This window comes from Pseudophaeobacter sp. A-200-2 (assembly GCF_041008815.1).
Taxonomy (GTDB): domain Bacteria; phylum Pseudomonadota; class Alphaproteobacteria; order Rhodobacterales; family Rhodobacteraceae; genus Phycobacter; species Phycobacter gallaeciensis_A.
Window position 1 is genome coordinate 232954 of record NZ_JAXGFU010000006.1, and the last position, 13115, is coordinate 246068.

The 13115-nt window shown below is 61.1% G+C and carries 9 protein-coding genes and 1 pseudogene; 5 read left to right on the forward strand and 5 right to left on the reverse strand.

The genetic code is table 11. The annotated features are described in order from the left end of the window. The first annotated feature begins 126 nt into the window (after positions 1 to 126). From SM766_RS11320 to SM766_RS11330, 3 genes are read left to right on the forward strand one after another with little or no spacing between them, the layout of a single operon-like run. A complete protein-coding gene (locus tag SM766_RS11320) occupies positions 127 to 1719 on the forward strand; it encodes an ABC transporter ATP-binding protein (protein ID WP_368947842.1) in 1593 nt (530 codons plus the stop codon). Beyond that, entirely contained in the window at positions 1716 to 2189 is a 474-nt protein-coding gene (locus SM766_RS11325; RefSeq protein WP_368947843.1) for a GNAT family N-acetyltransferase, read from the forward strand. The genes SM766_RS11320 and SM766_RS11325 overlap by 4 nt, the downstream gene beginning before the upstream one ends. After that, positions 2182 to 3639 (forward strand): aldehyde dehydrogenase family protein, encoded by a 1458-nt coding sequence (locus SM766_RS11330; protein ID WP_368947844.1) that lies wholly within the window; start codon positions 2182 to 2184, stop codon positions 3637 to 3639. Before SM766_RS11325 ends, SM766_RS11330 begins: the two co-directional genes overlap by 8 nt. Positions 3640 to 3790: 151 nt before the next feature. On the opposite strand, the gene pncB is transcribed toward SM766_RS11330, so the two are convergent. From pncB to pncA, 3 genes are all read right to left on the reverse strand, one after another. Continuing rightward, positions 3791 to 5080, reverse strand: a complete 1290-nt coding sequence (gene pncB / locus SM766_RS11335) for a nicotinate phosphoribosyltransferase (RefSeq protein ID WP_274831632.1) — start codon at positions 5078 to 5080, stop codon at positions 3791 to 3793. 62 nt (positions 5081 to 5142) lie between these two features. Beyond that, positions 5143 to 7413, reverse strand: coding sequence for a PAS domain-containing hybrid sensor histidine kinase/response regulator (locus SM766_RS11340; RefSeq protein ID WP_368947845.1), 2271 nt, complete (start codon positions 7411 to 7413; stop codon positions 5143 to 5145). Between the two features lie 75 nt (positions 7414 to 7488). Further along, a complete protein-coding gene (gene pncA, locus SM766_RS11345; protein WP_368947846.1) occupies positions 7489 to 8094 on the reverse strand; it encodes a bifunctional nicotinamidase/pyrazinamidase in 606 nt (201 codons plus the stop codon). A gap of 191 nt (positions 8095 to 8285) precedes the next feature. Here pncA and trhO point away from each other — a divergent pair, with 191 nt between their 5' ends. Together trhO and SM766_RS11355 are read left to right on the forward strand one after the other, a co-directional pair. Next, positions 8286 to 9197 carry an oxygen-dependent tRNA uridine(34) hydroxylase TrhO gene (gene trhO / locus SM766_RS11350; RefSeq protein ID WP_368947847.1) on the forward strand — a complete coding sequence of 304 codons (912 nt, stop codon included), beginning with the start codon at positions 8286 to 8288 and terminating at the stop codon, positions 9195 to 9197. Between the two features lie 228 nt (positions 9198 to 9425). Next, positions 9426 to 10346: a GAF domain-containing protein gene (locus SM766_RS11355; protein WP_368947848.1), complete on the forward strand. Its 921-nt coding sequence runs from the start codon at positions 9426 to 9428 to the stop codon at positions 10344 to 10346. 350 nt (positions 10347 to 10696) lie between these two features. Here the strand turns inward: SM766_RS11355 and istB are convergent. After that, positions 10697 to 11424, reverse strand: a pseudogene (gene istB / locus SM766_RS11360) (IS21-like element ISPkr1 family helper ATPase IstB). Then, positions 11354 to 12922 carry an IS21 family transposase gene (istA, locus tag SM766_RS11365; RefSeq protein WP_368947849.1) on the reverse strand — a complete coding sequence of 523 codons (1569 nt, stop codon included), beginning with the start codon at positions 12920 to 12922 and terminating at the stop codon, positions 11354 to 11356. The pseudogene istB and the gene istA overlap by 71 nt, the downstream one beginning before the upstream one ends. Positions 12923 to 13115 lie beyond the last annotated feature (193 nt).

Consider the following 13115-nt stretch of genomic DNA (forward strand, 5'->3'; position numbering starts at 1 on the left):
CATATCCGCAATGGCCATGTGCCCGGCACAGCCGGGCCGCGCCCGACCCTCCCCCCGGGAGGGCGCATTGCGCCCACCCAGGCTCGGGCGCTCCCCTTGGTGTGATCTTATGGAAGGACGCCAGACGTGAGCCTGCTGAATATCACCGACCTGTCGCTCTCCATCGGCAGCCACCCGATCCTGAAGAACGTGACCCTTTCGGTCGCTGCCGGAGAGATCGTCGCCGTCACCGGCGAAAGCGGCTCCGGCAAATCCATGACCGCCTTTTCCGTCATGCAACTGCTGCCCGAGCGGACCACGATCCAGGGGCAGATCCTGCTGGAAGACACCGATCTGACCCGGCAAAGCGAAGCGCAGATGTGCGCCCTGCGCGGGCAATCCATCGGCATGGTCTTTCAGGAGCCGATGACCGCGCTCAACCCGGTCAGGACGATTGGCGATCAGGTGATGGAGACCATCCTGATCCATGGTGCGATGACAAAACAAGAGGCCGAACAACGCGCCCGCGACATGCTCGACCGGGTCGGCCTGCCTGCGGATCGCTTCCCGCTCAGCCGCTTCCCGCACGAGCTGTCCGGTGGTCAGCGCCAGCGGGTCGTCATCGCCATGGCCATCGCCCTGCGCCCGAAACTGCTGATCGCGGATGAGCCGACAACTGCGCTGGATGTAACCACCCAGGCCCAGATCCTGGACCTGCTGAAGGATCTGGTGCAGGAATTCGGCATGGGGCTGCTGATCATCACCCACGATCTGGCCGTGGTGGCCGATCTGGCCGACCGGATCGTCGTCATGCGCCATGGCGAGGTGGTCGAAACCGGGGAAACCAACTGGCTGCTGCACAATATGAGCCACCCCTATACCCGGATGCTCTTCGCCGCTTCCTCGCATCAGGTCACCCTGCCAACGGCGCCGGAGCCGAAACCGCTGCTGGAGGTAAAGGGCGCCGTACGTGACTACCGCCTGCCGCGCAAATCACCCTTTGTCCCGCAGCAGCATTTCCGCGCCGTGAACGAGGTCTCCTTTACCCTGAACCGCGGCGAGCGGCTGGGCCTTGTCGGGGAATCGGGCTGTGGAAAATCGACCCTGACACGGGCGATTCTAGGGCTAGAGCCGCTTCAGGGCGGTGAGATCCTGCTTGATGGGAAGCCGATTTCGGCCGGTCACGCGGCCGAGGCGCGCCGTAAGATGCAGGTGGTGTTTCAGGATCCCTTTGGCAGCTTCAACCCGCGTCATCGGGTCGACCGGCTGATCACCGAACCCTTCTACAGCCAGCCCGATGCCCCCAGCGGCAGCGCCCGCACCGATCTGATCGCGGAGACCCTGACCGCCGTCGGCCTGGGGCCGCAGGATGCGAACAAATACATTCACCAGTTCTCCGGCGGTCAGCGCCAGCGCATCGCCATTGCCCGCGCTCTGATCACCCGGCCCGAGCTGATCCTGTTCGACGAAGCGGTTTCGGCCCTTGATGTCTCTGTCCGTGCGCAAATCCTCGACCTGCTGGCCGAGCTGTGTGAGGCCTATGAGCTCACCTACCTGTTCATCAGTCACGATCTTTCGGTGGTGCGCACAATCACCGATCGCTGCCTGGTGATGCAGAAAGGCCAGATCGTCGAGGAAGGCGCCACCGAAGAGGTGCTGTCGGCGCCCCGGCATCCCTATACGCAGGCCCTGATTGCCGCCGCCCCTGTTCTGCCCGACCTGACGCAGGGAGCGGCATGAGCCTGACACTGTCCCTGATTCTGCCAAAGGAGCATGCGGTTCTGACCAGTGTTCTGGCGGGGTATTTCGAAGAAACCGCAAGCCAGGCCCGGATCGACCCGGGCGACAGGGCACGGCAGATGCTGCACCGCAAGGATGTCACCGCCTTCTGGGTGCTGAATGCCGGGAAGCGCATCGGCTTTGCCCTGGTTCTGAACCTGCCCGACGACCGGCGCGAGCTGTCCGAGTTTTCGATCTTTGCCCCGCATCGCCGCCATGGCTTTGGCCGGGTGGCTGCACAGATCCTGTTTCAGGAGTTTCCGGGGCGCTGGCGGATGGGCATTTCGGCCCAGTCCCCGTCGGCCCTGGCCTTCTGGGGCACCTGTCTGAGCGTCCTGCCCGGGGTTACCGAGCTGCGCGAGGGCGCACCCTTTACCGAGTTGCAAAGCAAAAGCTATTCCTTCCAGATTACAGGACCCACTCATGACTGAAAAAAACAATATCTGGTTCGATCCCAGTTTCTGCCTGATCGGCGGCAGCTGGCAGGCCTCGGCAAGCGGGGAGACCCTGCCGTTGATCAATCCGTCGAACGGCAACGAACTGTGCCGGATCGCCCGTGGCGGCGCCGAGGACATCGACGCCGCCGTGCGGGCTGCCGAAGCGGCGCTAGACAGCGGTTGGGGCCAGATGCCCGCATTGGAGCGTGGCCGTATCCTGTGCCGCATCGGCCAGCTGGTGCTGGAGCGGGTGGATGAGTTGGCGGCGCTGGAAGCAATGGATGTCGGCAAACCCCTGACCCAGGCCCGTGCCGATGCGGTGGCGCTGGCGCGCTACTGCGAATTCTACGGCGGCGCTGCGGACAAGGTACACGGGGAGACCATTCCCTATCTGGACGGCTACACCGTCTATACGCTGCGCGAACCGCATGGGGTCACCGGCCATATCGTGCCCTGGAACTACCCGATGCAGATCATCGGCCGCTCGGTTGGCGCAGCGCTGGCGATGGGCAATGCCTGCGTTCTGAAACCGGCCGAGGAAGCCTGCCTGACCGCGCTGGCCTTTGCCCAGCTGGCGCTGGATGCGGGCCTGCCCGACGGGGCGCTGAACGTGGTGCCGGGACTGGGCGCCGAAGCCGGCGCGGCTCTCACCGCGCATCTAGGCGTGCATCATATCTCTTTCACCGGCTCGGTGGCCACCGGCGCCCTGGTGCAGCAGGCCGCAGGCAAGAACGTGGTGCCGGTGACGCTGGAGCTTGGCGGGAAATCCCCGCAGCTGGTGTTTGACGATGCTGATCTGGATGCAGCGTTGCCGTTTCTGGTGAACGCGGGCATTCAGAACGCCGGCCAGACCTGTTCTGCCTCCTCGCGCATTCTGGTGCAGCGCGGCGTCTATGAAGAGGTCAAGACCCGCATGTCAGCCGCCTATGCAGAGCTGACCGTAGGACCGGCCCCCGAAGACCTGCGTCTGGGGCCGCTGATCTCGGCCCGGCAGAAGGAAATCGTCGAAGGCTTCCTGGCCAAGGGCGCGGATCTGACCGTGGCCGCGCAGGGGGTGATCGTCGACGGCGCGCCCAAGGACGGTGCCTATGTGCGCCCGACCCTGTTTGCCGATGTGCCCGCCGATCACCCGCTGGCGCGGGAGGAAATCTTTGGCCCGGTGCAGGTGATGATCCCCTTTGACACCGAAGAGGAAGCCGTAGAGATCGCAAATTCTACCGACTACGGCCTCGTGGCCAGCGTCTGGAGCAGCGATGGCGCCCGCCAGATGCGGCTGGCAAAGAAGCTGCGCGCGGGTCAGGTTTTCCTCAACAACTATGGTGCCGGGGGCGGTGTGGAGCTGCCCTTTGGCGGTGTCGGCAAATCCGGCCATGGCCGAGAGAAAGGCTTTGAAGCGCTTTATGGCTTCTCCCAGCTGAAAACCGTCGCTGCCTATCACGGCTGACACAGCCCAACAGAAGAGGTTATGCGCTGCGCTTTGCGCATCGCGAGGCCGCAGGCCGCGCCTTCGGCGCGGCCTGCGGGGCCCAAGGGGAAGACTTGCATGCTCCATGCGAGCCTTCCGCGCGGGAGCCACCGCCTCCGTTAGAAGCGCTTCAGACGATGACGTCGATGCGTTCCTGTTCGCCCACGCCGAATACCCGCTTGTAACGGGCGACTTCATCCGCCGGTCCCATCGCCTTTTCGGGATTGTCCGACAGTTTCACCGTGGGGCGACCATTGGCGCTGACCGCCTTGCAGACCAGCGAGAACGGCGCCAGCGCGTCATCCGGCACCAGCCCCCGGAAATCATTGGTCAGCAAGGTGCCCCAGCCGAAGGACACCTTAACCCGGCCCGCGAACTGCGCGTGCAGCTCGGCGATCTTGTCCACGTCGAGACCATCCGAGAAGATCACCCGTTTCTGTTTCGGATCCTCCCCGCGGTCCTGCCACCATTTGATCGCGACCTCGGCGCCCGCAGCGGGATCGCCGCTGTCGATGCGGATCCCGGTCCAGCCTGCCAGCCAGTCCGGCGCGTGCTCCAGAAACCCCTTGGTGCCATAGGTGTCGGGCAGGATGATGCGCAGGTTGCCGTCGTGTTCATCATGCCAATCCGACAGCACATCATAGGGCGCGCGGGCCAGATCCTCATCCGTTTCGGCGAGGGCGGAATAGACCATCGGCAGCTCATGCGCATTGGTGCCGATCGCCTCGACCTCGCGACGCATGGCGATGAGGCAATTTGAGGTCCCGGTGAACTTCGGTCCCAGCCCCTCCATCATCGCCTGCACGCACCAGTCCTGCCACAGGAAGCCATGCCGCCGCCGGGTGCCGAAATCGGCAATCGACAGCCCGTCGATCTTGCGCAAGGCTTCGATCTTTTCCCACACGCGGGTCATGGCGCGGGCATAAAGGACCTGCAATTCGAACCGGCCCATGTCGTTCAGAACCGCGCGCGAACGCAGCTCCATCAGCACCGCCAACGCCGGGATCTCCCACAGCATGACCTCGTGCCATTTGCCTTCGAAGGTCAGCTCGTACTGATCGCCCTTGCGCTCCAGATGATAGGGCGGCAGACGCAGGCCTTCGAACCACTCCATGAAATCGGGGCGGAACATCTGGCGTTTGCCGTAGAAGGTGTTGCCGCGCAGGAAGGTGCTTTCGCCGCGGGACAGCGACAGCGACCGGATGTGATCCAGCTGTTCGCGCAGCTCGCCCTCGTCGATGAGCCGGGCCAGCGGCACCTGCGACGACCGATTGATCAGCGAAAAGGTGACCTGGGTGTCCGGCTTGCTGCGGAACACCGACTGGCACATCAGCAGCTTGTAAAAATCAGTATCAATCAATGACCGGATGATCGGATCGATCTTCCATTTGTGATTGTAGACGCGGGTTGCAATATCCACCGGCGGCCTCGCTCCGTTGTTTCACAACGTGATAGGGCAGGCCCACGCCCGGAGCAAGGAAATCAGCCTGCGCGCAGGTTGTGTCTGTGGCCCCCGTGGGTCAGCAAGACATCGATCAATTGTTTGCGGTTGATCGGTTTGGTGAGGAATTCGTCCATGCCCGCCGCCAGGCAATCCGCCTTGTCGGTGTCAAAGGCGTTGGCCGTCAGGGCGATGATCACCGGCTGGCGGATCTGCAACGCCCGGATTGCCCGGGTCGCTTCGAGACCGTCCATGACCGGCATGCTCATATCCATCAGGATGATATCGGGCTGAAAAGACTGGGTCAGTTCCAGCGCTCTGGCGCCATCCTCGGCCAGTTCGATCTCCACCGGGAAATCCTTGAGGAACTTCTGGACCAGGATCTGATTGACCTTGTTGTCCTCCGCCACCAGCAGACGCAATCCGTTCAGCGCCGCGGGCACCTCTTCGTCAACAACGGAGGCGCCACAGGCCTGTTGGGCAGCGGCGGCAGGATCTTTCGCTTCCTGGAAGGGCAGGCGCACCGTGAAACAGGATCCCTGCCCCGGCTCAGATGCGACGGTGATTTCCCCGCCCATGGCCACTGCGAGGCGACGCGAGATGGCAAGCCCGAGGCCGGTGCCGCCAAAGCGGCGGCTGATAGCGGCGTCTGCCTGCGAGAACCGTTCGAAGATCTTGCTCAGCATGTCCTTGCTGATCCCGATCCCGGTGTCGGCGACATGTATGGTGATGTCCCGGCCGCTGTCGCTGTTTTCCGCCATCAGCGTGACCTTGACCTGGCCGGTCTCGGTGAACTTGATGGCGTTGCCAACCAGATTGGTCAGGATCTGGCCAAGCTTGCGGTCATCGCCATTCAGCAACGCCGGAACGGTATCATCGCACTCAAAGACCAGCTTCAACCCCTTGGCATCGGCCTGCGACTTCAGCAGGCGGATGGTGTTTTCACAGCAGCGGCGGGCATTGAAATCCACGGCATCAAGGGACACCTCGCCCGAGTTCAGCTTGGACAGGTCAAGGACATCGTTGATCAGATCCAGCAACGTCCGGGCCGAGCTAAGGATGGTATCCGCATAGAGCTTCTGATCTTCATCCAGGTCGGTGTCTTCGAGCAGCTGCGCCATGCCGATCACCCCGTTCATGGGGGTGCGGATTTCGTGGCTCATGGTGGCAAGGAATTCGGATTTTGCCCGCGCGCCTTCCTCGGCGGCGAGGCGGGCCTTTTCCAGCTTGGCGGCGTATTCCTTGGACTCGGTGATATCGCGTTCTACCGCGATATAGGTGGTGACGGCGCCGGTATCGTCCCGCATCGGCACCTGATTGGTCTCCAGCCAAAGCGTTTTCCCGTCCCGCCGCTGGTTCAGCACCTGTACCCTGAAGGGCTCCTCCTTCTTGCGCCCTTCGACAATGACGTCAAGGCTCGCCGGGTCGGTGTCCGGGTGGTTCAGAAGATCACCGGGCTGACGGCCGATCGCCTCTTCCGCGCGCCATCCCGTGATCCGCGTGAAGGCATCGTTGACCCAGATGATATTGCCGGTCTTGTCCATCAGCATGACACTGTCATTGGCGTGACGGGCCACCAGCGCCAGCCGCTGGGTCTCAAGTTGCTGCGCATAAAGGCGCTGATAGGCGGTCTCCAACTCCTGCCGCTGAAGGGCCTGGGCCAGCAGGCTGCTGCGGGTGCGGTGGAAACCGCGCGTGGTAAAGGTCAGCAGCCAAATCAGCGAGCCAAAGAATACCAAAAGCCCGGCGAAATGAAGCTGCGTGTCCGTGCTGCTGCCGCGCAGCACCGGCCCCCGCACGATAAGTATAAGGATAGGCGTCGCCGTATAGATCGCCAGACGGAAGAACACCGCGATCCGGTGGAAGGGAAACAGCAAGCCTGCGTTGATCGCCGCACTGGTCAGCAGGGCAATGGAAAACAGCTGGTCATGCCGTTCCGAAAACTCCGGCGACCCTGCATCCACATAAACGGACCAGAGCGGCGCCGTGGCAGCGATGGCAACGCCAATCCCGTGAAGGGCTGCGGTCGCGGAACTGACGCTCCGCACCCGTTTTTCAGCGGCGGCATCCCGGCGCAGGCGATTGCGGGCCTGATGCAGATACCAGCAGTCCAAAAGGTCGGGGAGCATCGACGCCAGAAAGCTGAGAAGAGCGACAACAGGCAAGATAAGATAGGCCAGCGCAAGGGACACCAGCACCGCAAACACAAGGCGCGACTTGAAACCCTTGATGCGCCCTCTGGAATAGCGATCAAACAAGCCGGCCGAGCTATACTTCTGGTAGTGGCTTGTCAGCGGTCCATTACCAGACATGCGCTGCTCATTCATCGTCTATCCTTGCGCGTGTCAATCCGCTCTTTGAATTAACGAAACTCCCTTTAAGAAACACTAAGCAGGTCCCTGGCCCAAATGGACACCCGCCTCCCGCATGTCCTTCAAGGCTGTATTGAGCGATCCCTCCAGATCGATGGCACGGCAGGCCGAGAGATCAACCCGGACATCAAATCCCAGTCGCGCGGCATCCAGCGCCGAAAAGGCAACGCAGAAATCCGTTGCCAGGCCTACCAGCGTCAGATCCATCAAGTCCCGATTGCGCAGGTATCCTTCAAGCCCGGTCGGCGTGGTCTTGTCGTTCTCGAAAAAGGCCGAATAGCTGTCCACTGCCGCACGAAACCCTTTACGGATGATCAGATCCCCGTCCTGCCGCAGATCCTTGTGAAAGGCAGCGCCGGGGGTACCCTGCACACAGTGATCGGGCCACAGAACCTGCGGTCCATAAGGCATCTCGACCACGCCAAAGGCAGATTCTCCGGGATGGCTGGAGGCAAAGGAGGAGTGTCCCGCCGGGTGCCAGTCCTGGGTCAGGATGACCGCATCATAGCGATCCATCATGGCGTTGATCGGAGCGGTGACCTCTTCGCCGCCGGCCACTGCAAGCGCACCACCAGAGCAAAAGTCATTCTGAACATCTATAACGATCAAAGCACTGGGCATGAAACTATCCTGTCTCGTTTCACAAGGCGTAGGGCGCAGCATCTGTTGCGTCAATCCCCGCGCCCACTGCGGGGCGAAGCATTCCGACATGCTGCCTGATCGGCAACGCGACCAATTACCACGCTGAAAAGCCGGGCCGTCACGACAGCCTGTCTTGCAGGATTTTCGGACTCTGGTGTAAAGGGCTGGCTATGTACACCATCGCTGCCCTGTATCACTTCACCCGCTTTTCCGACCCCGACGCTTTGCGGGGGCCGTTGCTGGATCTCTGCCTCGGACAGGAGGTCAAAGGCTCTCTGTTGCTGGCGCGTGAGGGGATCAACGGCACAATTGCCGGCCCGCGCGCCGGGATCGATGCCGTGCTGGCGCATATCCGCGCCCTGCCCGGATGCAGCAATCTGGAGTGGAAAGAAGCGACCGCCACCGATGCGCCCTTTGGACGGATGAAAGTCCGTCTGAAAAAAGAGATCGTGACCATGGGCCAGCCCGATGTGGACCCCAAGGCCCGCGTCGGAAACTACGTCGAGCCGGAAGACTGGAACGATCTGATTCGCTCGGACGATGTGGTGGTGATCGACACCCGCAATGACTACGAGGTGGCGATTGGCACTTTCGAAGGCGCGATCGACCCCGAAACCAGCAGTTTCCGGGAATTCCCCGCTTGGTGGGAGGCCAACAAGGACCGTTTCCACAACAAGCGGGTTGCGATGTTCTGCACCGGCGGGATCCGCTGCGAGAAGTCCACCAATTTCCTGCTGGGTCAGGGCGTAGAGGATGTCTACCACCTCAAAGGCGGCATCCTGCGTTATCTGGAAGAGGTTCCGGAACAGGACAGCAGCTGGCAGGGGGAGTGCTTTGTCTTCGACAACCGTGTCTCTGTCGGGCACGGGCTGAAGGAAGGTCCGCATGAGCTGTGCCACGGCTGTCGTCGCCCGCTGCTGCCCGAGGACAAGTCGCGCCCCGAGTACGAGGCCGGGGTCTCCTGTCATATGTGCATCAATGAGACCAGCGAGGCCGACAAAGCCCGGTTCCGGGAGCGGCAGAAGCAAATGCAACTGGCCCGGGCGCGCGGGGCGGATCATCTGGGCACGATTGCCCTTTAAGGTGGACCGTTCTGTAAACCTTCAGAAATAAGCCTTAAAGCAGAATAGTTTCCTCCACGATACCGCTCTTGGTGGAATTTTAATCTTGCATTCTCTTCACGACTTTTTCATTTTATTTAATTGTAGCCAGCGACTCCTATCAAGGCTTGCGTATTTCAAAGCTCGATCGCTGGTGCTTGTGCCATTTTGCACAGTCAATTTTAGAAATGTTGAGATGAGGTGATTTCGATGATCAATTGCTCAGCCGAGCTGCTGCACCGTCCAGAGGAAGCGGCCAATATTAAACTTGGAAAAGTATCGATCCCCAGCCTGTTCCGCGACCTGCCCGAAGCCGTCATCGTAGCGGATGAAAACCGCCGCATCGTCTGGGCCAACAATGCCGCGTTGAGTATGTTTGGCCACACCATCGATCAGATGGTCGGCCACAGCACCGCCATTCTTTACCCCACTGAAGAAGGCTACCTGTCCGCAGGCGCGGCACATTTCAATCCATCCGGATCCGCAGAGCAACATAATTACGAAAGCAACTATTTGCGATCAAATGGAAAAACCTTTTTAGGCGAAACAACAGGTGGCCCAATTCGCGATTCCCGTGGCGTCGTTCTGGGGTATTTCGGTATTACCCGCGACATTTCAAAACCGCGCGCTTTTGACGAATTGCTCGCCAGGCTCTATCAGGTTTCTTCGGATCAAGAGCTTGAGACCAATGAAAAGATCCGTGAAATTCTCAAAATGGGTTGCGCCCATTTTCAAACGGATTCGGCTTTAGTTAGCTGGGTTCACGGCGAAGACTACACCGTGCTCTACAGCTATTCCCAGATCGCGGAAATCGAACGCGGCAGCCGGTTCAAGATCGCCGATTGCTGCTGCGCACGCGCGATGGAGGCCAATGGCCCGATTGCCTGCAGCTCAGCTCAAGAGGTCGGAGACGCACCCCACCCCTGTTACAGTCTGTTTGTTCTTGAAACCTATATCGGGGTACCGTTGGTGGTCGATGGCGAACGGTTCGGCACGGTCAACTTCACCTCATCAGAACCGCGCACGCCCTTTGAGAGCAGCGATCTGGAGCTGATCAAGATGTTTGCGGCTTGGATTGCCCAGCAGCTGAGCATCGAAAAGGCGACAAACCAGTTGCTCGAAATCAGCTGATCGCCCACCCCGCGACACGCGGGCTTCGTCAGCCGACATATAGACCGGCTGACGGAACGCAATTCTGTGGATGTAGGACACCGCGTAACCGTGCGCATTCCGCTTTTGATCGTTGAAGAAAATCGTCGGTTCAGGCCCAATAGTTTGCGCACTATCCGCCCAAAGTCTTGCGCGATTTGCCCATAATGTTGCGCTTCCCGCGTGCCGCTCGCCGTCAACGTGTCAATCGGCACGCAATCTTGACCCTCTATCGGCGTGCAAAAATGACCCCCTGCTGTGCCCTCGGGTAGCTGGCCCGATGCGGTGTAGCCACCACACAGCGCAGCCGTATCGGGCCAGGGAGGCTTGGATTATTCCCTGGTCTTGAAGCGCCAGCTCTCATTGCCGGTTTCGACGATCTCACAATGGTGGGTAAGGCGGTCGAGGAGCGCAGTGGTCATCTTGGCGTCGCCAAAGACGGAGGGCCATTCACCGAAGTCGAGATTGGTAGTCACGATGACCGAGGTGCGCTCGTAGAGACGACTGATGAGGTGGAACAGCAACTGGCCGCCGGTCTGCGCGAAAGGAAGGTAGCCAAGCTCGTCAAGGATTAAGAAGTCGAGGCGGCACAGCAGGTCAGCCGTGCGCCCCTGCCGATCAGCACGAGCTTCGGCATCAAGCTTGTTCACCAAGTCCACGTCGTTGAAGAACCGTCCTCGTTTGCCTCGCCGGATGCACGCCCGAGCGATGCTCACAGCAAGGTGGGATTTGCCGGTCCCGGTGCCGCCGATGAGCACAACATTGCGCTGCTGTTCAAGGAAATCCCGGCGGTCAGGTCGCGCACCAGCGTCTCGTTGACAGGCGTGCCCTCGAAGCTGAACTCGTCGATCTCTTTCGCCAGAGGCAGCTTGGCGATGGTCATCTGGTATTTGATCGAGCGCGCCTGCTTCTCGCTGATCTCGGCGTTCAGCAGGTCACCGACGATCTGCTGCGGTTCATGCTGCCTCTTCACCGCAGCGGTGATGATCTCATCGTAGGCGGCCTTCATGCCGTAGAGTTTTAGCTGGCTCATCGCGTCCAGCACCTGCGATCTTTCCATGGTTGGGTCTCCTGAGGCTGTCGTAACGTTGGCAATCGTCCACGGGCTGGCAGGTCAGTCGCAACGCGTCCGGCGTATCAATGGTCAACGGCGGCGGCGGTTCACGATGCCGGGCCAAGATGTTGATGACGACTGAGGCGGCGGGGGCCCCTTCGTTCAGGGCTTCGGCACAGGCAGCATCCACGGCATCCAGCCCGTCGGTTGGGATCATGCTCAGGATCTGAACCATCTGGCGGTCACCATTCGGCACCTTGCCAAGCTTGCGCTGCACTCGCCTGATCGCGGGCGGCAACTCCCAGTCCTTGAACGGCGCTCCGTTCCTGAGGGCACCGGGTTTGCGGGCCAGCACCGGAATGTAGTGCAGCGGGTCGTAGATGGCTTTGTCGCGGCCGAAGGACCGGGCATGTTGCCCCACGATCTTGCCGTCCTGCCAGAACTCGACCCGCCCGGCATAGGCGCGGATCTCGACAGGGCGACCAACAGCGCGGCCATCCACATAGTAGCGGTTCTTGTCGAAGCGAACGAGACAGGTCTTCGACACGGACGCCGGCACGGCATGGAAGCCGTCGAAAGGCCCGACATAGGGCACCAGGCTCGCGCGCTCTTCCTCGAATAATTCCCAGATTGTCCGGTCACGCAGTTCCGGATGCGGATGGGACTTGGCCCAAGCCACACAGCGGTCCTCGAGCCAGGCGTTGAGCTCGGCATAGCTCTTGAACTTCGGTCTGGGCACGAAGAACCGTCGCCTGACAACCCCAACCTGGTTCTCGACTTGTCCCTTCTCCCAGCCAGAGGCAGGTGTGCAGGCGACCGGGTCGACCAAGTAGTGCCCGCACATCTGCTGGAACCGGCGGTTGTAGGCGCGCTCGCGGCCGACGAAGATCGTGTTCACCGCGGTCTTCATGTTGTCGTAGATGCCCCGCGCGCAGGCTCCGCCGCAGAAGGCGAAGGCCTTGTCGTGGGCGTCGAAGACCATCTCCTGCGTCTCGCGCGGGTAGGCCCGGGCGAACAACATCCGGCTGTGGCAAAGCCGGACATGCGCCACCTTCACGGTTGTCGTCGCTCCATCGATCACCACAATCTCGTGGCTCCAGTCGAACTGGTAGGCCTCGCCTGGGTCGAAGATCAGCGGCACATAGGCAGCGGCCGAGGCCTCCTGTTCCTCCTTGGACCACGTGGCCGCGTATCGCCGGACCGCATCATAGCCGCCATCATATCCTTGGGCCCGGAGTTCCTCGAAGATGCGGATGCGGGTCAGCCGCTCGCGCTTGGGCTTTCGGGCGTTGGCCGCCAGCATCTCGTCGAGCATGCCTTTCCATGGCCCGATCTTCGGCTGAGGCTGGATCGTGCGTTCATACGTCATCTTCGTCACGCCGGATCGGATCACCTTCCGCACCGTATTCCGCGAAACCCGTAGTTCCCGGCAGATCTGCTTGATTGACTTCTTGTCCTGAAAATACGCCCGACGGATCTTCGCAATCGTCTCCACAACCAACATCCCACACTGTGCTCCCCGATGACCTCGGGGGCATCATCCACATCAGTGTAAGGGGGTCATTTTTGGACGCCGATCACCCCGCTACGGGGTCAATTTTGCATGCCTGTTCACAGGCAGTGCTTCCGCCATGATCTGCCCACTGCCAGAAATGACTGCCAGCATGACCCCAAAAGCACTTTGGCCCAGTCAGGAT

Bases quoted from the DNA above. Each gene is read 5' to 3' on its own strand.
- SM766_RS11340 (WP_368947845.1), bottom strand. From the start codon at position 7,413: ATGTCTGGTAATGGACCGCTGACAAGCCACTACCAGAAGTATAGCTCG.
- SM766_RS11330 (WP_368947844.1), top strand. From the start codon at position 2,182: ATGACTGAAAAAAACAATATCTGGTTCGATCCCAGTTTCTGCCTGATC.
- pncA (WP_368947846.1), bottom strand. From the start codon at position 8,094: ATGCCCAGTGCTTTGATCGTTATAGATGTTCAGAATGACTTTTGCTCT.
- istA (WP_368947849.1), bottom strand. From the start codon at position 12,922: ATGTTGGTTGTGGAGACGATTGCGAAGATCCGTCGGGCGTATTTTCAG.
- SM766_RS11325 (WP_368947843.1), top strand. From the start codon at position 1,716: ATGAGCCTGACACTGTCCCTGATTCTGCCAAAGGAGCATGCGGTTCTG.
- trhO (WP_368947847.1), top strand. From the start codon at position 8,286: ATGTACACCATCGCTGCCCTGTATCACTTCACCCGCTTTTCCGACCCC.
- SM766_RS11355 (WP_368947848.1), top strand. From the start codon at position 9,426: ATGATCAATTGCTCAGCCGAGCTGCTGCACCGTCCAGAGGAAGCGGCC.